Source organism: Devosia ginsengisoli, assembly GCF_024707105.1.
GTDB classification, from domain to species: domain Bacteria; phylum Pseudomonadota; class Alphaproteobacteria; order Rhizobiales; family Devosiaceae; genus Devosia; species Devosia ginsengisoli_A.
This window is the reverse complement of sequence record NZ_JANQAJ010000006.1, coordinates 849,421-871,030: the sequence shown is the minus strand read 5'-3', so window position 1 is coordinate 871,030 and position 21,610 is coordinate 849,421. Positions and strand designations below refer to the sequence as shown.

The window sequence follows — 21,610 nt, the reverse complement described above, 5'->3', positions numbered from 1 at the left end:
GAAACGCTGCCTGAGGACCGCACATGCCCGCCGATATTCACATCGTTTCCGCGAAACGCACGCCCATCGGAACCCTTTGTGGCGGCTTGTCGACCCTGGCAGCGCATCAGCTCGGCGCCGTCGCCATTGGCGCGGCAACTGCTGCGGCAGGGATCGGACCGGACGCGGTTGAAGAGGTCATTCTGGGGCAGGTCCTCGGCGCTGGTGCCGGCCAGAATCCTGCCCGCCAGGCCGCCCGCGCCGCCGGTATGGCGGATACGAGCACTGCCTTCGGCGTCAATCAGGTGTGTGGCTCGGGACTTCGTGCGGTGGCCTTCGGCTATCAGCAAATTCTTGCCGGCGATGCCGAGATCATCGTCGCGGGTGGACAGGAATCCATGAGCCAGGCGCCCCATGTCGCCAATCTGCGCGCGGGCAGGAAGCTCGGCGATATCGAGCTGGTCGATACGGTCATGCGCGATGGGCTGACGGATGCCTTCTATGGTTATGCCATGGGCATGACGGCTGAAAACGTCGTGCGGCAATGCGGCATTGCTCGTGCCGACCAGGATAGTTTTGCCCTGGCTTCGCATCGGAAAGCGTCGGCAGCGACGCGGCAGGGGTATTTCGCCGACGAGATCGTGCCTGTGACGATACCGTCCCGCAAGGGAGAACTGGTGGTCGCGGAAGATGAATTCATCCGCCACGATGCCAGCCTCGAAGCGCTGGCCAAGCTCCGGCCGGCCTTCGACGACACCGGCACGGTGACCGCAGGCAATGCGTCCGGCATCAATGATGGCGCCGCCGCGCTGGTGCTGATGTCGGACACTGCCCGGAATCGGCATGGGGCGACGTCCATGGCACGGATCGTGTCCTGGGCGACCACCGGGCTCGATCCGCAAATCATGGGGCTCGGCCCGATTTCCGCATCCAGAAAGGCCCTGGCGCGGGCAGGCTGGGAGGCAGGCGATGTCGATCTTTGGGAAGCCAACGAGGCCTTTGCGGCGCAGAGCCTGGCGGTCGTAAGCGGGCTGGAGATCGATCCAGATCGCGTCAACGTCAATGGCGGCGCCATTGCCCTGGGCCATCCGATCGGCGCATCCGGCGCGCGCATTTTGACCACGCTGGTCCATGCAATGACCCGGCTGAACGTCCGCCGCGGTGTCGCCACACTGTGTATCGGCGGCGGCATGGGTATCGCCATGTGTGTCGAGCGCTGAGGCCGGTCATGAACGATATTCTCTGGCGCCCGACCGATATCGAACGCACCGCGATGTGGGCCTTCGCCGATGCGACGCGCGCGCTGCATGGAGCGGATCCGGCCGACTATGCCGCGCTCCATGCCTGGTCGATCGCGGCACCCGATGCATTCCATGGCGAGCTCTGGGATCGCCTTGGCATTATCGGGGATCGCGCCGACACGGCGTTCTTGCCTGCCGAGGAGCAACGTGACGTGCGCTTCTATCCTGGCGCACGCCTCAACTATGCCGAGAACCTGCTGTCCCGGAGGGACGATGGCCTGGCCATCATCGCCCATCGGGACGACGGCACGCGACGAACCATGACGCGGCAGGCCCTCTATGAGGCCGTGTCCCGCATGGTGCAGGTCCTGGCGGAAAATGGCGTCGGGCAAGGCGATCGGGTCGCGGCCATCATAACCCACGATATCGAGGCGATCGTCAGCTACCTGGCCTGTTCGGCAATTGGCGCAATCTGGTCGTCGTGCTCGCCCGATTTCGGGCCGGCAGGAGCCGCGGACCGGCTTTGCCAGGTCGATCCGAAAGTCCTCATCGCGGTCTCCAACTATGCCTATGCCGGCAAGCAGATCGATGTCGCACCGACGATCCGCGCCGTGGCCGCCGGCTGCAGGCTGAGCCGCATCGTGGTCATCGGGCCAATGTCCGACCAGTTCGACGACCTGCCCGTCATTGCCTGGGACGAGGCCCTCGGCCAGCACGCGCCGCGGGAAATCGAATTTCGGCGCATGGCGTTCGAAGCGCCCCTGGCCATCCTCTTTTCCTCCGGAACGACAGGCAAACCCAAATGCATCACCCATTCCGCGGGCGGGCTGCTGTTGCAGCACAAGAAGGAACTGGTGCTGCATTGCGACCTGCGCGCGGACGAGCGCTTCTTCTACTTCACCACCTGCGGCTGGATGATGTGGAACTGGCAGGTGTCCGGCCTGTCCGTGGGCGCCACGCTGGTCACCTACGACGGCAATCCGTTCTACCCGGCGCCGGAACGCCTGCTCGACCTGATCGATGCCGAGGACATCGCCGTATTCGGCACCAGCGCCAAATATATCGACACCTGCCTCAAATCCGGGCTGAAGCCCGGCAGCACGCACCGGCTGGACAGGCTGCGGCTGATCCTCTCGACCGGCTCGCCCCTCATCCCGGCAAGTTTCGACTATGTCTATGCGGACTGGAAGCGGGATGTGCATCTCGCCTCTATTTCGGGGGGACCGATATCTGCGGTTGCTTCCTCGGTGGCAATCCGCTGCTGCCGGTGCGCCGGGGCGAACTGCAATGCGCCCTGCTGGGCATGGATATGGACACTCTGGACGAGAATGGCTCGCCTGTCACCGGTCAGCCCGGTGAACTGGTATGTCGGACGGCGCATCTGTCCATGCCGGTGAAATTCTGGGGCGATGACGATGGCTCACGCTACCGGGACGCCTATTTCGGCAGGTTTCCCGGCCTGTGGGCGCATGGAGACTATGCCGAGGAGCGTCCGTCCGGTGGCTATGTGATCCACGGCCGTTCGGACACGACGCTCAATCCCGGCGGCGTTCGCATCGGCACGGCCGAAATCTATCGCCAGGTCGAGACCGTACCGGAAATCACCGAGTCATTGGCCGTCGGCCAGGATATCGATGGTGACCAGCGCGTCATCCTGTTCGTGCGGCTCCGACCGGGCGAACAGCTCGACGATGCCCTCGAAAAGCGCATCCGTACGACAATCCGCAAGAGCGTCAGCCCGCGACACGTGCCTGCCAGGATTCTCGCAGTCAGCGATATTCCGCGCACCCGATCGGGCAAGATTTCCGAGTCGGCGGTCCGGGACGTGATCCATGGACGGCCGGTCAGGAACACCACCGCGTTGGCAAATCCGGAATGCCTCGACGCCTTTCGTGACCTCCCCGCGCTGCGCGAGTAACGGCGGCACAGGACCTGAGGCGGTTCGGCATCGGATGATGGCGTGACATAAGAGTCCCGCGCCGGGCTTCAGGGCGTATTCGACCAATAACTGCTATAGCATTGGCAGGTCTACCCGCCCGTTTGGGTCTTCAATGGCCTTCCTCGGCAGGTCTTGGCGTCCATCGGAAGATGCGACGGTGCCGTAAAATAATGCCACTGCCACAGCGCTCCCAGGACTTGCACATCAAGATCAACTTGGGAGGACGAAATGTCTCTTGATCGCATCGCTCGCGCTGCGCTGCTGCCGACCATCTGTGCCACGATGTTTCTGACATCGCTGGCCTTTGGGCAGGAAACACCATTGGGGAATGTCGAAGTGGAAGGAGGCCTGGTCCAGGGCATTCCTTCCGACCAGGAGGGTGTCACCGCGTTTCTGGGCGTGCCGTTTGCCGGCAATGTCGGCGGAGAGAATCGCTGGAGGCCTGCACCACCTGTCGAGCCATGGGAAGGCGTGCTGGTCGCCGACACGGCAGGTCCCAAGATGCTGCAGGACTTCGATCCGGCATCCGATCCGCTCGCCAGCGACGACGGGCTCAACCTCAATATCTGGACGCCGGCCCAGAATGCCGATGCCAAGCTACCCGTCTACATGCTCATCCACGGGGGAGCCAACCGGACCGGCTCGGCGCAGTATGACGACCTGCAGGCGGAAGAACTGGCTGCGCAGGGCATTGTGGTCGTGTCGGTTCAGTATCGTCTCGGTGCCCTCGGTTTCCTGGCCCTGACAGAGCTGGCCGAAGAGGCGGATGGTGCCGTAGGCAACTATGCCGTGCTTGACCTTGTCGATGCGCTGGAATGGATTCGGGACAATATCGCCGGCTTTGGCGGCGACCCGAACATGGTCACATTCGGCGGCCAGTCGGCCGGCGGCGAGAATTCCGTCGCCCTGCTGCGAACCCCGCTCGCTGACGGTCTCTACCAGCGCGCATTCATCGCTTCGAGCTTTACCGGCTTTCTGCCCGGCAAGGTCGTCGATGGCGCGACCAAGATGGAGCAGAACCAGGCGGCGCTCAACGAACTCTTCGGCGAGCCCGTGACGCTTGCCGACCTGCGGGCCATAGAGGCCGAGGCATGGAATGCACCCTTCGGTGGCCGCAAGCAGACGCTTTACAACCAGATGGCCGGTGCCGTGGCCACCAACCAGTTCTATACGATCGACCGCCACACCATGACGGAGGATTCCGTCAATCTGTTGCAACCCGGCGCCATCGAAGGCATCGATATCATGATCGGGCAGACGGCCGACGAGCGGACCGGCCTGAACGGCGACCCCGAAGGCGTCATGTCGCCGGAGGAATACAAGACCGAAGTGATGAAACTCGCCACTGCCCGGCCCTATATGGCAGGCGGGGAGAGTGACGAAGTCTTCGATCTTTACGTCCCGATGACCGACCTGGACGCCTACCGGCTATGGCTGCGTATGCAAAATGATCGCATGTTCCAGTATGTGCGGATCGGCGCGGAATATGCGCAGGCCCACAACGACGATGCCGATATCTACCTGTACTACTGGGACCATGCCCCTCCGGGCGACGAGGAAGGCTTTCACGGAGCCTATCACGCGGCCGACAACTACTATTTCACCGGCGCCCTTGATGCGGACGCAGACGATCAGCGGCCATGGACCGATCCGGACCTCGCCATGGAAAAGCTGGCCATGTCGTACCTGGCCAACTTCATCAAGACCGGCAATCCGAATGGCGAAGGCCTGCCCGAATGGGGGACAGTGACCGCGGAATCGAATGGCCAGTTCATGCGCTTCCATCAGGGCGAGGCCGAAATGCGGACCCAGACCATCTATCCTTCACGCGACGCCTATCATCGCCGCATGGTTCTGGAAGCGCTCGGCTGGACCGACGCCGACATATTCGGGGAATAGTATATCTCATTGAGAGGGCGCTTCGGTGCCCTCTCATCGCTGGCTATCGGATACCGACACACGTCGTTTCCGAGATTTAGGACTTGCTGGCCGCCAGCCGTTTCATCTGCCCCGACACAACGTCCTGCCGGATCGGGATATCGATCAGGCTAGGCACCCGTGAAGCGGCGAACCCGGCCATCAGGACATCGAGACGTCCCAGATCGCCCAACCGCTCGCCGGTGAACCCGAAACCACGCGCAATGGTCTCAAAATCCGGCGAACCGAATACGGCTCCCGCATCGCTCATGCCGCGCGCCCGCAGTTTGTGGATTTCCGAACCATAGGCGCCATCATTCAGCACGACGACCAGCACCGGCAAATTGTGGCGCGCGACGGTTTCGAGTTCTTGAATATGCATCAACAGGCTTCCGTCACCATCAAGCAGCACCACGGGCTCGCCCCGGCGCGCGGCGGCAGCGCCCAGCGCGAACGAGGTTCCGTTGCCGATGGCGCCAAATTCCCGAATGGTCAGAAAGCGGCCGAAGGGGCGGTGCTGCATTTGCGCGGTAAAGCTGGACACGTGACCCGACGTGTTAACGATTGTCCAGTCAGGCGGAATGACCGCGTCGAGCGCCATTACCACCTGGCGTGGGTCGAAGGCTCCCTGATCGTCGCGATCCATCGTCTCGGAAAATGCGGGAGCCTGTCGCAGCCGTTCTGCCAGCTCCGGGGTCCGCCAACGAGAGGCGCGCGCCGGCAGCCGCTCCAGCAGGGCCTCGATAGCCGAGCTGGCGTCGGCCTGGACGAAGAGGTCAGCGACCGCCCGGCCCTGATTGAGGACTTGCGGATCGGTATCGACCTGCACCGTTCGCGCCCTGGGCCAGACCTTGCCGCCCATGGAAGTATGGTGCGCGAGGGAGGCTCCAAAGGCCAGGACAATATCTGCCTCGGCCAGCAGTTCGGCAGCCAGCGGACTGGAAAGGCCGCCCGCGATCCCGACCGAGAACGGATCGTCGTTGAACAGGCCGCGCGCTGGCAATGTGGTGGCCAGCAAGGCGTCACAGCGCTCGGCCAGCAACCTGGCCTGGCTGACCGCGCCCTGTGCGCCCAGGCCGCCCAGTACGACGACCCGCCGTGCAGCGCCAATCTGTTCGACGAGTTCAGATATGACCCGATGGTCGGGTGCCGCAGGATAGCGCTTCTGCAGCAGCAATGCGGCCGGCTGGGGGAGCGTCGCCTCGGCAGCCGGCAGGTCCTGCAGGTCCATCGGCACGCCCAGCACCACCGGGCGGCGCTCGACCTGTGCCTGGATAAAGGCGTCACGAACGGTCTGGGTGAAACGGGCCGGATCGTGCATCCGGTGATAGGCCGCGCCGGACGCCAGAACGAATGGCGCCTGTTCGATCATCTGATTGTACCAGGCGGCCTTGAGCGGTGGTTCGCCCGCGAAAATCACCAGCGGCACCCGCGCGATGGCGGCGGCCGGCAGGGCCGTCAATGTATTGGTCAGCCCCGGCCCGCAGGTGACGGTGGCGACGCCCACCTTGCCACTGAGCCGGGCATAGGCAAGCGCCGCTGCGACTGCCGCATGCTCGTGCCGGACATAGGTCAACCGGCACCCCCGATCGGCCATGCGGGTTGCCCAGTACATATTGGCATCGCCCATGAGGGCAAAAACCGTATCCACCCCTTCCTGTATGAAAGCGTCGGCCAGCAGGTCGAAATTGCGCCGCGTATCGGCAAATCGGGCAGCGTCAGTCATGTAGTGACCTTTCTGAGCTGGAAAATCATGGCCTCATCGTTGCGCCGGGGCAGGAGCGGCCCTGCCGGCGATTTCGTCACCGGCATCGCCTGGCAGGCGGAGCAGCAACGCCGTCGACAGCGCGGCGAACACCGCCATGACTCCGATAGCGACCTGCAGATCGAACAATGTCATGGCGTCCCCAGCGCGGAGCCATTGCGAGAGCTTCAGCGCCAGCGTGGCGATAGCCACGGCCAGGACCAGGGTCATCTGCTGAACGATGCTGATCAATGTACTGGCCGGACCACGCCGCTCGCGCTCGATATCGGCAAAAGCGACGCTGCTGAGTGCGGTGAACTCCATCGACCGGCTGAGCCCCGATAAGGCGAGAACCAGCAGGAGTGCCCAGAGCGGGATCCAGGGCAGCAATACGGCGCAGGCTGCCACAAGCAGCGCGGAGATGACCCCGTTGACGACCAGCACGGCCCGGAAACCGAAGCGGCGAAGGGTTGGTGTCGTTACCGACTTCATCGCCATGTTGCCGATGAAGTAGGCGAGCATCAGCGAGCCGGCCTGCAGCGGATCATAACCAAGGCCAACCTGGAGCAGCAGTGGCAGGAGAAACGGCATGGCATCGACGGCCAGGCGCATGTAGGAGCCCGCGGCAATGGTCGACAGGGCGAAAGTGGGCACGCGGAAGGGATCGAGGCTGATGAGCGGCTCCGGCGTCGACATCAGGTGACGCACGGCGGCAACGCAGCCAAGGATGCCCAAGGCGGCCAGGCCGAGCGACAACCATCCATATTCATCGCCCTGCACGAAGAACTCCAGGCCGATGAGCAGCGCCCCCAGCCCCCGGCCGAGAGGAGGAACCCTTTCCAGTCGAAGGGCCGCGGCCGTGCCGGCCCCTTGTCCTTGACCAGCACGAGAACCAGCATGAAACCGGCCAATCCCAGGGGGAGATTGAGCAGGAAGTTGTAGCGCCAGGAGAGATAGGTGGTGATCGCTCCCCCCAGCACCGGCCCCAGGACCGGTGCAGCCAGAGCGGGCCAGATCATTGCGGCCAGGACGTGGATCACCTCGTCCTTGGACGCCCTGTCGAGCACGATAGCCCTTCCTACCGGCACCATGAAGGCGCCGCCAATCCCCTGCACAATCCGCGCCAGGACGAATTGCGGCAGATCCCGTGCCAGGGCGCAGGCCAGCGAGGCCAAGGTGAAAACGGCGATAGCACTCAGAAAGATGCGAACCGCGCCGAACCTGTCGGCCAGCCAGGATGACATCGGCATGAAGACGGCGGCAGCCAGCAGGTAGGACGTCACGCCGATGCTCATGGACAGCGTCGGCACCCCCAGGTCCTGCGCCATGACCGGCAGGGAGGTGGCGATAATGGCGCCGTCCAGCAATTGCATGAAGACGATGCCTGCCACGATGAAGGAAATGGCGCGGGCAGAAATGGTGTGTGTTGCTCCCATCACGACCATGTTGTCGTAGAGCCGCATGTCCGGCGCGACACCTTGGGTGCGAGCCGGAGGTCGCAGCCCCGGACAAGATCGCCGGAATGCAGGCTCACGATCACCGCGGTTTCCTGGGTCAATGGAGAATACCCTTTTCGAACAGGGGCCTCAGCCGTGACTGGGGACAGGTGGCGTGCCGTGTGTGTGAAAACTCTCGATCGTTTTGAGACCCCAGGCCTGGCCTTTCTTGCGGTCGGCCTCGGTCCAGCAGACCGGCTCCCAGTCCGGGGCCAGGATCAGGCGGGCGCCGGCATTGGCCACTTCGACGCGATTCCCGGCGGGTTCGTAAACATAGAGAAAGAACGTGCCCTGCACGGCATGCTTGTGAGGGCCGGTCTCGATATGGACGCCGTTCTCAAGGAAGATATCGGCGGCGCGCAGCACATCCTCACGCTGGTCCACCGCATAGGTGACGTGATGGAAACGGCCGGTATGGCCCGTATGGTCCTCGGTATAGGCAATATCATAGGTCTTGTTGTTGACCGTGAACCAGCAACCGCCAAGCCGCCCGTTGTCGAGCTGGATATATTCGGTAACCCGGCTGCCTAGCGCCCGGGGCATCCAGTCGCGGATCGCCGATACATCCTTGGCCAGGAGATTGAGGTGATCGATACGGCGCGCCGCCACCCCCTGGCCGGTGAAGCGGCTGGCAATGTTCTTGAGCGCCGATTTCTGATTCTCACCCGGTTCCGCGCGGCGGGTGTCGTAGTAAATCTCGAACACATGGTCGTCGGGGTCGGCAAAGCGAAAGGCCTGGCCATGGCCTGCGTCACCATCGACCCAGCCAATGCCGCCGCCCAGCTTTTCGATTGCCGCAACGCGCCGGTCCAGCGCTTCCGGCGAAGAGGCCCGATAGGCGACATGGCCGAGTCCGGTCGTATCGGCTGCCGTCAGCTTGAGGCTATGGAACTCGTAGTCGTCAAAGCCGCGCAGATAGGCAACACCATCCTCAAGCAGGCTCGGCACCAGGCCATAGACGCGGGTGAAGAAATCGAGACTCTGCTCGAAACGATCCGTCAGGAGTTCCACATGCGCCAGATGCGCAATGTCATGGCAGGGTTCGCTCATTCGAAATCCTCACGCTCTGGCGGTGGTCGGGCTTGGCCGCGCTCGATCGCTCCGATTGACCCATAGCGCCGTCGGGGTAGAAACGGAAATTGGAAGCGGCAGGTCAGCCATAAGATTTGGCTATTAGTCACCAGCTCCAACGGCCCACAACCAGCTCACATTGCTATATGTGATAGCACATATAGGCATTGGCCCCGCCGCGAGACCGGCCCTAGGTTGATGACAGCCATCGGAGGGCCAAATGAAATCGACATGCGAACTCTATGACGACTATCTGGAGGCCGTTGGAACCTTGCCGCCATCGTTGCGCCATTTCGGCGGCCGCGTCCGGTTCTCGGGTCGAGTGGAAACGGTCAAGTGCTTCGAGGATAACTCGAAGGTGAAGGCCCTTGCAGAAAGCCCGGGCGACGGCCGCGTCATGGTGGTCGATGCCGGAGCATCGACGCGCCACGCGCTGGTTGGCGACCTTGTTGCCGGCGCCGCCCAGCGCAACGGCTGGGCCGGGATCGTCATCATGGGAGCGGTGCGTGACAGCGCCGCCCTCAAGGAACTGGATTTCGGCATCCTCGCGCTCGCCACTACGCCTCGCAAGTCGGTACGAAACAATGAAGGCCAGGTCGGACTGCCGGTTCGCATCGGCGATGTCCGTGTCGAAAGCGGTGACCATATTGTCGCCGACGAAGATGGCGCCCTGTGCTTTCCCAAGGCCGGCCCCCTACCCCCGGCCGACCAATGAGCGCCAGGCCGACGCAGCTTTTCGCCGACCTGGCCGCCGCCAGCCGCATCCTGGCAGCTCGCGGGGTGGTTGACGGGTTCGGCCATGTCTCCATGCGGCATCCCGATCGGCCGGATCGATTCCTGCTGTCGCGATCGCTGGCGCCCGCCCTGGTAACGCCTGACGACATCGTCGAATACGGTCTGGATGGGGAAGCCATCGATAGCGATGCGCCGCGAGGGTTCCTCGAGCGCTACATCCATTCCAGCCTCTATGCGGCGCGCGCAGATATGCCATCCCCCCTACAGGGGCAATTGCTACGAACTATCTACGATTTCAGTAAAATGAGCCGTTAATCGCTTCGTGACTCGGCGCTGTCAGACTCCGCATCATCATTGGGGGAGTTGCTTTTGGGTGTAGCCATGCACACGTCCGCTGTCATCGATATGGCCACGAGGGCCATCTACGGCCAGCCGCTGGTGAACAATGTACATCGAGCCACTTTGGCGGAGGCGATTATCGCGGCGGCCCTAGGTGAGCCGTGGCGGTGGTGTTCAGGCGACTGGGCGCTATGCGACTTCGACCACCCGGACGGCACCCGGCTTGAGGTTAAGCAATCGGCCGCCAAGCAGACTTGGCACAAGGAGGACGAGGTGTCCGCGAAGCCGTCCTTCGACATAGCCAGTCGCAAGATGGCATGGGATGGTCGTGGCTGGGTGCCATCAGCAGGTCGGAATGCAGACATCTATGTCTTTGCGTTTCACCCTGTTGTCGATGCCAGTGCCGACCATCGAGAGCCGAGACAGTGGGAATTCTATGTGGTGCCCACGTCGGCGCTACCGCCTACCAAGAAGATTGCCCTGACGGCTCTTCGTCGCCTAGCCGCTCCGGTGCCCCACGAACATCTGCGTTCCGCTGTCGATGACGCGCACGGTCATGTGCTCGTTGCAGGTCGGGTCACACAGGGGCTAGTGGAATAGCCGCTTCTGAATCCCCGCCTGCGCTGACTGCAAGCATAGATGCGCACCCTGTCGGCTGATGCCCCGACGCGCGCCCAATTTCCTATAGGGTCATGCCTTCGAGGTAGCAGAGCCGTGCGGTCTCGGCGTGACGGCGAGGCAGTGTGCCGATGGCGGCAACCAGCAATTCTCGGCGCTGCTTCAATTCCACGATGTCCTCGGCTGATGCGCGGTCGTGTTGGCGGGGGTGACGTGCCTGATCGAAGGTTCCGTCGCTGGTGTTGTTGCTGTGCCTTGGGTGCCCTCCAAGCGAGACTACAGTCCAAGATGGTCGAGTTCGTACCGCAACGAGCTATCAGTCGGGGGGATGTCGATGGATGGGGTCCACCCAGTAAACCTCTTGGGGCGGTTCAACAGGATCGATGTCCGTGATGTTCACTACAACGGCTTCGTTGTCTGACCGTACGAGCACGCACTCCAATGGAACCTCCGGATCGGCGTTGATCTCTTGGTGCGGCACATAGGGCGGCACGTAGATGAAATCCCCTGGTCCGGCCTCCGCTACGTATTGCAGCTTTTCGCCCCAACGAAGCCGAGCCCGACCGGTCACCACATAAATCACGCTTTCGAGCGGACCATGGTGATGTACGCCAGTCTTTGCATCTGGGTCGATGCGAACAGTGCCAGCCCAGATATTCTTCGCACCAACGCGAGCGTAGTTGATGGCCGCCTGCCTGAACATGCCGGGCGTCTGCGCGGTGCTATGATCGAGCTGGTTTCCCTTGATGACGCGGACGCCCTCGTTCCGCCAATGGTCGTGATTGTGCGCTGGCTGGTGCTCGGGGTCGCAATTAGGCTCACGGCTCATGGAAACCTCCTTCCGTGGTCTTATATGGGCGATACGGGACGCGTCGCCAGGGCGATAGGCTGGGCATCGTAGGCGGCGAACCAGTTCGCCAGGGCTGGATGCCTCAACCGCCATTCCAGTTCGGGCAACCTGAAGTCGAGAAAGCCCAAAGCAGCACCGATAGCGATATTGCCGACGTCGAATTCAAGATTGGTGATCGCTAGCTGATGGGTAGCCACTTCAAGCGCAGCGTCGATCTTCGCCTCCTGCCCGCGCCGCCAGGGATGCGACTGCAGTGCAGGCTCGCGCACCAGACCCTCGTAGCGCAGCAGCAGCGCGGCATCGAGAATCCCGTCTCCGAGCGCCTGCCGGGCAAGGGCCTTCCAGCGCAGGTCGCCGGGCGGGATCACCTTGGCAGCGCGCGTCCGTGCGTCGAGGTATTCGATGATGACGCGGCTGTCATAGAGAATGGTGCCATCATCGCAAATCAGCGTCGGCGCTTTGCCCAATGGATTAATCGTGGTCAGCGTCCGATCAGGCACGAGCGGGTGCGGCGCGACGGTAACACGCTCTATCGCGTCGGCAAGGTCGGTGACCATGGCGACGATTGTAACCTTCCGAACGTAAGGAGAAGTTGGCGAATAGAGAAGCTTCATCTGGTTTCGATCACTTAACAGAAAGAGCAGTGAGGTCCGCGCCTTGATTCAGCCTCGCCAAATTGGACGGGATTCGTTGTCGTCGATGACGAGGACACTGGTAGAGTTGGATCGCACCCTCCGCCATCCCTCCTCTAGAGCAGAAGCTCCTGAAGGCTATCGGCGGTCTGCCGAAGCTGGGGGATGAGATCCTCGACCATTCGTCGCCGATCGCTCCGGCTCCGATGAGAGCTGACGTTGAGCGCCGCAACATCGACGCCCGACCGCGATCGAAGCAGGACCGAGCCCGACACCAAGCCAATCTCTAATTCCTCCTCCACAACGGCCCATCCGTCGATCCGCGACTGCTGGACTATCTTGAGAAGTTCGTTCCGGTCCAGCACCGTGCTAGGGGTGTATTTGACGATAGGGGCCTCCCTGAGCACCTTTTCCACTTCCTCGTCCGGTAGTGTGGAAAGTAGTAGGCGGCCGGAGGACGTCGCTGAGACCGGCAGGCTTGATCCGGTGAGCGCCACGAAGTTAACCGGTCTCGCGGCCCCATCGGAGCGGGCCACATAGGTGATCTCCGTCCCCATCAGCACGGTCACCGAGACGGATTCCTGCACGCGCTGCGAGAGCTGATCCAGGTAGGGCTGGATGCGTCCTCCCAGATCGACGCTGGATATGAATGAGAAACCCAGGCGGAGGACCAGCGGTGTGAGCTCAAACTGCTTCCCGTCAGTTTTGAGGTAGCCAAGCTCCAACAGGGTATAGAGAAGCCGCCGTGCAACGGCCCTGTCGATGTCCGCCCGTTTCGCAACCTGGGCCACGCTCAGTCTTCGAGCGTCCGACCCGAATGCCTCTATGACGCGCAGCCCTCTCGCGAAGGCCTCTACGAAGACCTTTCCCTTGGATGGCGGGGCATTTTCATTCATGTCATCACCGATCAACAATTCGTCTCGAAATGGATCTGCGGGGATCGCTCATGCGTCCCGCCGCCAAATGTTAGGGACAACATCGGAGGCAAAGCTCGAGATGAAATCCATCGAACGCCCTGTCTCCACGTCGAACACCTGCCGGCTCAATTGCCCGATATTCCCACCGTAGACGTGCACGCCGATCGAAACACCATCGCTCAAAGCATTGCGTGCGGAATGGATGTCGCCATAAGTCGGGGGAGTGGCGCGCCACCTCGCCGGTCTCCAGCCTTCGTTCCTCAAGGGGCACGAGGCTGCCACCAGCGGTCTGCTCGAAGCCGGTGTTGATCTCGGCCCCGCGCAGCATGCCCACGACGCCCCATACTGTGTGATTGTGCACGCTCATGCCTTGTCCGGCTCCCCAGACCAGGCTAACGACTGAGAACCGTTCCAGCGGATCGCAGTGGAGCAGGTACCGGCGATAGTAGCGCTCATGCGCCCGACCGAACTGTTCTGGCAACCAGTCGTCGTTGCTCACTAAATCGGCCATCGCCGACTCTAGTTCCTGCAGGAGCATATCTTCGGCAGTCATCTCGCTGACTGCCTTCGTCGCCTGCTCCACGAAACGTTTCAACGCTACGATACTCATTTTCTCACCGCCAAATGACCCACAGTCGACCTGAGAACTGACGACATCAAGCATAGACCACTCGAACGGACCAAGGAGAGGGACTTTCGATTGACCCTCCCCACGTTGGCCATCCTCAGCCCCGGTCGTTGCATCACCGCACCGTCGTAGCCATCGACCTCTGCGATATCCGTAGGATCGCGCTGGAGGTCAGTATGACGCCCCCACCGAGCAGGAACTGCGTGGTGATTGGCTCGTGGAGATAAACCAGCCCTATAAGCCCTGACACCAGGACCTGGATGTACAGGTAAGGCGCCAGGGACGACGATTCGGCGTACTGGAACGAATACAGTATCAATCCATGACCGACCGCTCCCATCACCCCGAGGGTCATCATCAGCCCGACCTCCCGTAAAGTGGGAACGTGCCACCAGAACGGCGCGAACAGCGTCAGCATGACCGTGGGAATCGCCGCCATGAGGAACAGCGTCGCGGAGCGGCCGTTATGCGCCGAAAGCTTCTTTGTCACAACGTAATACGCCGCCATGAACAGCGCTGACAGCACAGGTAGCACCGTCGCGGCCTGCAGGTCTCCGCTGGGACGAACCATGATCGCGACACCAATAACGCCGGTCACTGTCACGCCGAGCTTCAGCCAGCTCTGCTCCTCGCGCAGCAGCACGACCGAAATGAGCACGACGAAAAACGGCGAAGCAAATTGGAGCGTGGTCGCCATCGCCAGCGGAATCTGCTGCAAGGCTTGGTACATCGCTATGGTGCTCGCCAGCAGACATAGCGATTGCAGCAGCTGGAGGCCGATTCGCTCTCGCGTAAGCAAGATACTCTGCCGCTTGTAGAGGAGCACCGCCAGCACGGCAATTGCGTGGAATGCGTATCTGGCCCAGGCGACCTGGATGGTTGCAATAGACCGCGCAAGCTCCTTGGCGATCGTGTCCATGAAGGCGAACATCACTGCCGCCGCTATCGCGGCGACAACGGCCCGAGTCCTGGCTTTGTCATCCATATCCTCAACCTATCCCGCACGGCATTGTTGCGCGCGAGCCGTGCATGGCCTCGCTCCTCATTCGTAGACCCTCACCTCAACGATCTGCTTGTAGGGGCTGCCGTTGGTCTCCATGCACACGATACGCAGGGCCGTCGTCGCGACCGGAGTTTCCAACACATGACGTCGACGCCGCTGCCTGTTTCCATCGACAGAAACTATGAGCTCCCAGCCTTGCGCCCCCTCGACCTCGAGCGTGTAGTTTTTGACAATCTCGGGAATAACCCGGAAGTCGGTTTCGTACCTGAAGAGGTTGTGAAGCCTTTCGTTGACATCATCGTTGAATGTGACCAGCACCTCCCCGACTGACCGCGGCTCGGCCCATCGCAACTCAATCCATTCGGGACCATCGCTGCGTTCCGACATCCAGAGATTCGGTCCGCTATCGGGGCGGCTCTTGCCATTGGCGACCTTCTCCGGTGAGTACGCCTCGGTCAGCGAGCGCAGGCGCATCACCGGCGATGTCCGGTTCAGGTTGCGGATCGCCCATTGGATCGGCGCGGGCGGCGTATGGTTGCTGCCGTCCTTCTGGTACCACTTGTTGGGAAGATCCTTGGCCTTCTCGGCGGTGAGAATCCCGAAAACGTAGTCCTTGGACATGTGCATGGAAACGTCCGGGTTTTCGCGTAGAACGACCAGGGCGTTTTGCGGATCGTTGGGACGCCAGTCGAAATTGGCGGAAATCCACTGATCGTCGCCCTCAGCGAGTTCGATGTCGAGGGTGGCGATCAGGTCTCCGGGGATGTAGTTCCTTCCTGTGCCGGTGTTCCAAAGCTCCGCCCTAAGCGTAGTCGGTCGGTGCACGTCGATCTTAAGATCGACCCCATCGACCTGCGGATGAACCGGAACGAGTATCGACAGGTCGGTGTTTAAGGACCTTCGGTCTTCTGGGGCGGCATCCGCAAGCGCGATTTCCTTGAGATAGGACGAAGCCGATACCTCGGCATGGCGCGCCATATCGCCCGGATCCTTGTTGGAGACACCGATCATGCTGGCGTCCGCGCGTAGCAGCGTCTGCTGCAAGTCGTCGATCCTCTCGCTGCCGACCTGGCGCGGCGAGAGGTCATTGGCCACGCAGAGCGCGCCGGCCGTCCCGACCACCTCGCCCATCGCTGCGCAGGTGGCCATCACGCGCGTGGCGCCATTGCCGGCATGGGTCGTGGAAATATTGCGGCCGGCGAACAGCAGGTTGGCAACATTCTTCGAATAGAGGGCGCGGTAGGGAATGTCGAACACGCCATCGGACACCATATGCCGATCCGGAGTGCCTTGGGCGTATGCGCCGCCGGGATCATGAAGGTCGACGCTCCACCCGCCAAACGTCACGGTATCAGCGTACGAGCGCTGGTTCATAACATCGGTCTGCGTGATGGTGTAGTCGCCGGTAAGCCGCCGGGACTCGCGCTTGCCCGGCACCGTTCCCACCCATTCCAGTGTCAAGTGGTCTGCGTCAAACCGCCCCGAGTTCTTGATGTGGTCCCATATCCCGTAGACAATCCCCCACAACTCGTCCCGGATGACGTCGTAGTCATCGATTGTGTTGAGCATGCCGCCATACTCGATCCACCAGTACTTCGCGCCGGAGTCATCTGCCGCGTCAATCCGGCTGATGGGCACGCCAGCCGCCTTGATGTCGATGGCGAAGGATGGCTTGACGAAGGGGACAGCGACGTCGCTCTTCTTGGTATAGAATAGGATGGTGCTGCCTAGGGAATAGGCATCGGCTGCCGGTTGCGCCCACTGCTCGTTCGTCTCGGCCTTCGCTTCCCGACCGAGCCGAAACTGCGCGCCCGCAGAAGCGCCGACGAAGCCATCACCAGTGCAGTCGATGTAGACTTTGCTCGATATGGTCCATTCTGTCTCCGCGCCGGAGGTCCAGGCGACAAGCTCCGAGATCGCAGCCGTTCCCGGCTCGTTGAGCGGCGTAGAACGGACCTGGTGGACCTCAGTGTTCAGTAGAAGCCGGATGTTGGTCTCGCGCTTCACCCATTCTAGCAGCAGGGCGTCCCAAATAAGGACATTGCCTGCCTTGTTGCGGTATTGGTTCTCGACCAGCAACTCGCCGATGATGCCGGTCTCCCTGGCGAACCTGTTGTGCATCAGACCCGTCGCGCCAGCGACGGGCACCCTGACCTCGCTTGAGGAATTCCCGCCCAGCACGGGACGGTTCTGAACCAGAACAACCTTGGTCCCCTGACGAGCTGCGGCGATGGCGGCGCACACCCCTGCAAGACCTCCACCAACGACAGCAACATCTACGGCTAGACTCAAAGATCTCATGGCAAACCACTTGCTTGGAAAGTTGGGCGAGCTGGGGCGCGCGCACGGCGCGCCCTGCGGCGTTTGGGAATCGCGTCAGACGCGAGGCGCCAGCGCCACGCCTGTGGCGGTGTCGAAGAGATGGAAATGGGACTGCGCCAGTCCCAGATCTATCCTGTCTCCCTTCTCGAAACCGGAGTTCGCTTCGGTCCTGACGACGAGTTCCCGCTGGACGCCGACCGTCACGTAGAGGATGAGATCGGCACCAGAGTGTTCGACCTCGCGCACCTCTCCCGATATAAGGGCGCCCTCGGCTGGCACTGGCTTCAGGGTCTCAGCGCGGATGCCCAAGGTCACGGCCTGCGAGGGTGGCGTCTCATGGGCTACCGGAACAGTTACGCCTGGGGCCGTGAACCACTGCCGACCCTGGCGCTCTTCGATAGAGCCCTCCACGAACGTCATCTCGCGTTCGCCGAGGAAGTTGGCGACAAACGTGTTGACGGGCTTGTTGTAGATCTCCTCAGGGGTCCCGAACTGCTGCAACGAACCCAAATTGAAGACGGCGATACGCGAGGAGAGGGTAAGCGCTTCGGCCTGATCGTGCGTAACGTAGACAATCGTCGCACCGAGCCGCTCATGGAGCTTCTTGATGTCCCGCCGCATGCGGATGCGAAGCCTCGCGTCGAGATTGGACAGAGGCTCGTCGAGCAGCAGAACACCCGGATCGCGGATCAACGCCCGACCCAACGCGACGCGTTGCTGCTGCCCTCCAGACAGCTCCTTGGGATAGCGTTCAAGCAGGTCTGGCACGCCAAGGACGGCCGCCGCGTCGTTCACGCGCTTGCCGATCTCGTCCTTGGACATGCCCCGGCGTGCCCGCAAGGGGAATGCCAGGTTCTCCGCAATCGTGAGATGCGGGTAGAGCGCGTAGTTCTGGAATACCATCGCGATGTTCCGACGCTCCGGAGGCACCTCGTTGACGCGCTGGCCGGCTATCTTGATTTCGCCGGCCGATACAGAAAGCAGCCCTGCCAGCATGTTCAGGGATGTCGTCTTGCCAGAGCCCGACGGTCCGAGAAAGGAGACGAACTCGCCCTCCTCGATCTTCAGGTTGAGGCCCTGCAGGGCACTCACGGATCCGAAATTTTTGCCTACTTCACAGAATTCAACTGTCTTGCCCATGTTTGGACCCCTAGCCTTTTGCGCCACCACCAGTGAGTCCGGAGACGAAGTATCTCTGGAACACGACGAAGATAATGACGATTGGAATGATTGAGATCATCGCTGCGGCGGTCAGCGGCCCCCACTCGCGGCTGAAGATTCCCAGGAAGTTGTAAATCCCCACCGGTAAGGTCTTGATGCCCTCCGAGGCGTTCATCGTGACCGCGACGATGAAGTCGTTCCACGCGAAGGTAAGCGTGAACAGGCTAGAGGCGATGACTACTGGCATGGCCAGTGGCAAGGTAACCTTGCGCATCACCGCCCCTCGCGAATAGCCGTCGATAAGGGCAGCGTGCTCGAAGGATTCTGGGATCGTCTTGATATAGTTGGAGATGAGCCAGATCGTCAGCGGCAACTCGTAGGTCGTATAGAGCAGCACCAGGCCCGTGCGCGTGTCCAGCAGGTTCAGATTGGCGAGTAGGGTGAACGTTGGCACGAGAAGCGAGGCCAGCGGGATGCTCATGATGATGAGAAGGCCGGTGGTGATTGCCCTCTTGGCCCTGAATTCCATCCGCGCCAGCGCATACGCGGCCATGAACCCCAATAGCAGGACCACCAACACCGTAATCGAGGATACCACCACAGTATTGAACAGATATCGGCCCAGGCCGCGCTCGAAGATCGAGTAGTAGTGGTCGAGCACCGGCGGGTTGGGGACGACGTCTGGCGGCACTTTCAGGATGCGGTCGGTGGATTTCAGCGAAGTCGACAGCCCCCAGAGTATTGGAAACAGCACAATGACAGTGACGATCACCGAGACGATGACGTTGACCATCTTTTGAACGGTAGCCCTTCTCATTTTGGCGTTCTCCCGGATACGCGGAACAGAATGATGATCACCGCGATGATGGCGAGGTTGAACAGGAACAACACAAACGACATGGCATTGCCCAAGCCTAGCAGGCTGTCCTCAAAGGCAGAGCGGTACATGTGCAGCACGATGTTTGTCGTCGCTCCGGCCGGACCACCGCCGGTGAGAACCAGTTGGAAGGTGAGGGAGTTGACGAAGTAGAGCAGGAGCCGGACCAGAGTGATGAGGATGGGCATTCGCATCAGCGGCAGCGTGATGCGCCAGAAGGTATAGAGCTTAGACGCCCCATCCACCTTGGCCGCCTGGTAGATATGAAGGGGAATGCTCTTGAGACCAGCCATGAGCAGCATCATGGCGAATGCCGAGTCCCGCCATACGCCGTTGTAGACTATGGCCGCCATCGCGGTGCTCGGATCGCCCAGAATGCTCAGACTAGGAATCCCGAGCGGCCCCAGCAGCAGGTCGGTCAGACCTGCGTCCTGCGACAGCACCCATTTGAGCAGGAGTGAGCCCACAAGCATGGAGATTACGTATGGCACGAGGATGATCGCGCGCATAAACACGCTGTGGCCGTTGTCCTTTACTAACCACAGGGCCAGTGCGAACCCCACGATGAACGTGAAGAACAGCGAGAACAGGCTGAACGTCATTGTGACGCCAACCGATGCGAGGAAGCGTCGGTTAGAGAATATCTCGAAATAATTCTGGAGACCGACGAAATCTCCGACGATCAAATATTTGATGTCGAAAAGGCTATAGTAGAGAGACATTCCAAGGGGCAGCAGGAGGAAAAGTGCCTCAAGGCCGATGAATGGGAGGACAAAGAGGTATGGCTTCACCTCTCCAACTCTGAATAGCTTCGATCTTCTGCCCCCCGTGCCGACCACCGTAGCAACGCCTGCTTCTGCCATTCTGTATGCTCTTTCGCAGTTATGTGGGAATCGCGGGAATGGCCCCACCGCCAGGCGGGGCCATTCGGGCCGGACTATTGACGCCGGTTGGTGCTGTCGGTGGCTTCCTGCAGCGCATCAACTGGGGAGATTCCGTTCAGCAGGACGTCCTGAGCGGCGCGGTTCCAGTCGCCCATTGTGGAGCTCTCGGCACAACCGGGCCTGGGAAAGCGCCCCGTTTCGTTGAGCGCCTCTGATGCGGCCTGGTTCAGCGCGAAGACACCGCCGGAAAGTTCGGGCAGGTTGGCGACCGATGCACGAAGCGGCAGTTGCTCACCCGTGACAGCCCACTCCTTTGCACCCTCCTCGCTGGCCATGAAGGCCATGAAATCGGACGCTTCTTCCTTGTTCTGCGAGCCGCTCCAGAGAGAGACCTGCCAGGATGCGCCCACCGAGGGGCCGTGATGGTCGGTGGTGAAGGATGGCCACGGGACGATGCCGACTGTCTCTTCATTCGCCCAATCGGAAGACGACAGCAGTGCCCCCGCCCGGGCGCTGGTCTGGGGTACGATGCTCCCTCTACCGCCGATAAAGAGGTCCCACGCGTCGTCGTTGGTCCGGGCAACAGCCTCCTGGGAGATCAAGCCGCTTTTGATCATATCCGTTTGGAGCGTCAGCGCCTGTACGCCGATGTCGGTAGCGAAATCGGCTACGCAGCCTTCGGCGAGGAGATGGCCGTCGTTGAGATCCATGTAGGCGGTCGTGGCGATCGTGCTGCTTGGTTTGTCCTCGGACAACGGCAGGAGCAGCCCGGGCAACCCGGCGTCCTGGAGCTTCTTCACCGCGGCAGCAAAGCCATCCCAGGTATCGAGGTCATCCTCGGTGAGGCCGACCTGGGCGAAGTGATCCTTCCGGTAAAACACGAGGACGGAGTAGGGGAACAGCGGAACGGCCATCAGCTCGCCGTCATAGGTGGCGTTGTCATAGGCGTTGTCGAACAGCAGGTCGTCATCGTTCTCCGCCAGCCAGTCGGCAAGGTACGGATTGAGTGACGTAACGGCGCCGGAATTGACCAGCAGCCCGAGGTCCTGAGCGCTCCAGATGATGTCCGGAGCGCGATTGGCACTATGGCTGAGAACGAACTTCTCGGTCATCGTTGCCCAATCCTGCGGCTCGACCACGATGTCCACGCCCGGATGATTTGCTTCGTATTTCTCAATCACGTTACGCAGCGCGACCTCGCGTCCCGAGGTGTTCTCGGGGTTCAGGAACGTCCACATCGTGACAGTCCCGGCATTC

The 21,610-nt window shown here is 61.6% G+C and carries 19 protein-coding genes and 1 pseudogene; 6 read left to right on the top strand and 14 right to left on the bottom strand.

The window, feature by feature from the left end:
- The first annotated feature begins 23 nt into the window (after positions 1–23).
- The 3 genes and pseudogenes from NVV79_RS08140 to NVV79_RS08130 all read left to right on the top strand — a co-directional run bounded on the left by NVV79_RS08140 (position 24) and on the right by NVV79_RS08130 (position 5,058).
- Positions 24–1,199, top strand: a complete 1,176-nt coding sequence (locus NVV79_RS08140) for an acetyl-CoA C-acetyltransferase (protein WP_303987924.1) — start codon at positions 24–26, stop codon at positions 1,197–1,199.
- Positions 1,200–1,207: 8 nt separating this feature from the next.
- Positions 1,208–3,138, top strand: a pseudogene (locus NVV79_RS08135) (acetoacetate--CoA ligase).
- Positions 3,139–3,387: 249 nt separating this feature from the next.
- Complete coding sequence (locus NVV79_RS08130; RefSeq protein WP_303987922.1) at positions 3,388–5,058, top strand: carboxylesterase/lipase family protein; 1,671 nt, start codon at positions 3,388–3,390, stop codon at positions 5,056–5,058.
- Positions 5,059–5,134: 76 nt separating this feature from the next.
- Here NVV79_RS08130 and NVV79_RS08125 read toward each other — a convergent pair whose 3' ends face one another.
- From NVV79_RS08125 to NVV79_RS08115, 4 genes are all read right to left on the bottom strand, one after another.
- Entirely contained in the window at positions 5,135–6,802 is a 1,668-nt protein-coding gene (locus NVV79_RS08125; protein WP_303987902.1) for a thiamine pyrophosphate-binding protein, read from the bottom strand.
- A 33-nt stretch (positions 6,803–6,835) separates the two neighbouring features.
- Entirely contained in the window at positions 6,836–7,516 is a 681-nt protein-coding gene (locus tag NVV79_RS22560) for an MFS transporter (RefSeq protein WP_369684709.1), read from the bottom strand.
- Positions 7,516–8,283 (bottom strand): MFS transporter, encoded by a 768-nt coding sequence (locus NVV79_RS22555; protein ID WP_369684708.1) that lies wholly within the window; start codon positions 8,281–8,283, stop codon positions 7,516–7,518. The genes NVV79_RS22560 and NVV79_RS22555 overlap by 1 nt, the downstream gene beginning before the upstream one ends.
- 123 nt (positions 8,284–8,406) lie before the next feature.
- The gene (locus NVV79_RS08115; RefSeq protein WP_303987901.1) at positions 8,407–9,366 is read right to left on the bottom strand and encodes a VOC family protein; all 960 of its coding nucleotides are present in this window, start codon (positions 9,364–9,366) and stop codon (positions 8,407–8,409) included.
- A gap of 241 nt (positions 9,367–9,607) precedes the next feature.
- Here NVV79_RS08115 and rraA point away from each other — a divergent pair, with 241 nt between their 5' ends.
- Genes rraA through NVV79_RS08100 form a run of 3 tightly spaced genes read left to right on the top strand, consistent with a single transcriptional unit; the run spans position 9,608 to position 11,061 of the window.
- Positions 9,608–10,102, top strand: a complete 495-nt coding sequence (gene rraA / locus NVV79_RS08110; RefSeq protein ID WP_303987898.1) for a ribonuclease E activity regulator RraA — start codon at positions 9,608–9,610, stop codon at positions 10,100–10,102.
- Positions 10,099–10,437, top strand: coding sequence for a class II aldolase/adducin family protein (locus NVV79_RS08105; RefSeq protein WP_303987896.1), 339 nt, complete (start codon positions 10,099–10,101; stop codon positions 10,435–10,437). The genes rraA and NVV79_RS08105 overlap by 4 nt, the downstream gene beginning before the upstream one ends.
- Before the next feature lie 54 nt (positions 10,438–10,491).
- Positions 10,492–11,061 (top strand): hypothetical protein, encoded by a 570-nt coding sequence (locus NVV79_RS08100; protein WP_303987895.1) that lies wholly within the window; start codon positions 10,492–10,494, stop codon positions 11,059–11,061.
- A 334-nt stretch (positions 11,062–11,395) separates the two neighbouring features.
- On the opposite strand, the gene NVV79_RS08095 is transcribed toward NVV79_RS08100, so the two are convergent.
- The 10 genes from NVV79_RS08095 to NVV79_RS08050 form a co-directional block, all read right to left on the bottom strand.
- The gene (locus tag NVV79_RS08095) at positions 11,396–11,908 is read right to left on the bottom strand and encodes a cupin domain-containing protein (RefSeq protein ID WP_303987893.1); all 513 of its coding nucleotides are present in this window, start codon (positions 11,906–11,908) and stop codon (positions 11,396–11,398) included.
- A gap of 20 nt (positions 11,909–11,928) precedes the next feature.
- The gene (locus tag NVV79_RS08090; protein WP_303987891.1) at positions 11,929–12,543 is read right to left on the bottom strand and encodes a glutathione S-transferase family protein; all 615 of its coding nucleotides are present in this window, start codon (positions 12,541–12,543) and stop codon (positions 11,929–11,931) included.
- 134 nt (positions 12,544–12,677) lie between these two features.
- Entirely contained in the window at positions 12,678–13,472 is a 795-nt protein-coding gene (locus tag NVV79_RS08085; RefSeq protein ID WP_303987888.1) for an IclR family transcriptional regulator C-terminal domain-containing protein, read from the bottom strand.
- 55 nt (positions 13,473–13,527) lie between these two features.
- Positions 13,528–14,142, bottom strand: coding sequence for a hypothetical protein (locus NVV79_RS08080; protein WP_303987886.1), 615 nt, complete (start codon positions 14,140–14,142; stop codon positions 13,528–13,530).
- A gap of 79 nt (positions 14,143–14,221) precedes the next feature.
- Positions 14,222–15,091, bottom strand: a complete 870-nt coding sequence (locus tag NVV79_RS08075; RefSeq protein WP_303987884.1) for a DMT family transporter — start codon at positions 15,089–15,091, stop codon at positions 14,222–14,224.
- 57 nt (positions 15,092–15,148) lie between these two features.
- Positions 15,149–17,410 carry an FAD-dependent oxidoreductase gene (locus NVV79_RS08070; protein WP_303987882.1) on the bottom strand — a complete coding sequence of 754 codons (2,262 nt, stop codon included), beginning with the start codon at positions 17,408–17,410 and terminating at the stop codon, positions 15,149–15,151.
- 75 nt (positions 17,411–17,485) lie between these two features.
- Complete coding sequence (locus tag NVV79_RS08065; protein ID WP_303987880.1) at positions 17,486–18,571, bottom strand: ABC transporter ATP-binding protein; 1,086 nt, start codon at positions 18,569–18,571, stop codon at positions 17,486–17,488.
- A gap of 10 nt (positions 18,572–18,581) precedes the next feature.
- Positions 18,582–19,409, bottom strand: a complete 828-nt coding sequence (locus NVV79_RS08060) for a carbohydrate ABC transporter permease (RefSeq protein WP_303987878.1) — start codon at positions 19,407–19,409, stop codon at positions 18,582–18,584.
- On the bottom strand, positions 19,406–20,332 hold the full coding sequence (locus NVV79_RS08055) for a carbohydrate ABC transporter permease (protein WP_303987876.1): 927 nt from the start codon (positions 20,330–20,332) through the stop codon (positions 19,406–19,408). Before NVV79_RS08055 ends, NVV79_RS08060 begins: the two co-directional genes overlap by 4 nt.
- Before the next feature lie 74 nt (positions 20,333–20,406).
- Complete coding sequence (locus NVV79_RS08050; protein WP_303987874.1) at positions 20,407–21,591, bottom strand: ABC transporter substrate-binding protein; 1,185 nt, start codon at positions 21,589–21,591, stop codon at positions 20,407–20,409.
- Positions 21,592–21,610: the final 19 nt, after the last annotated feature.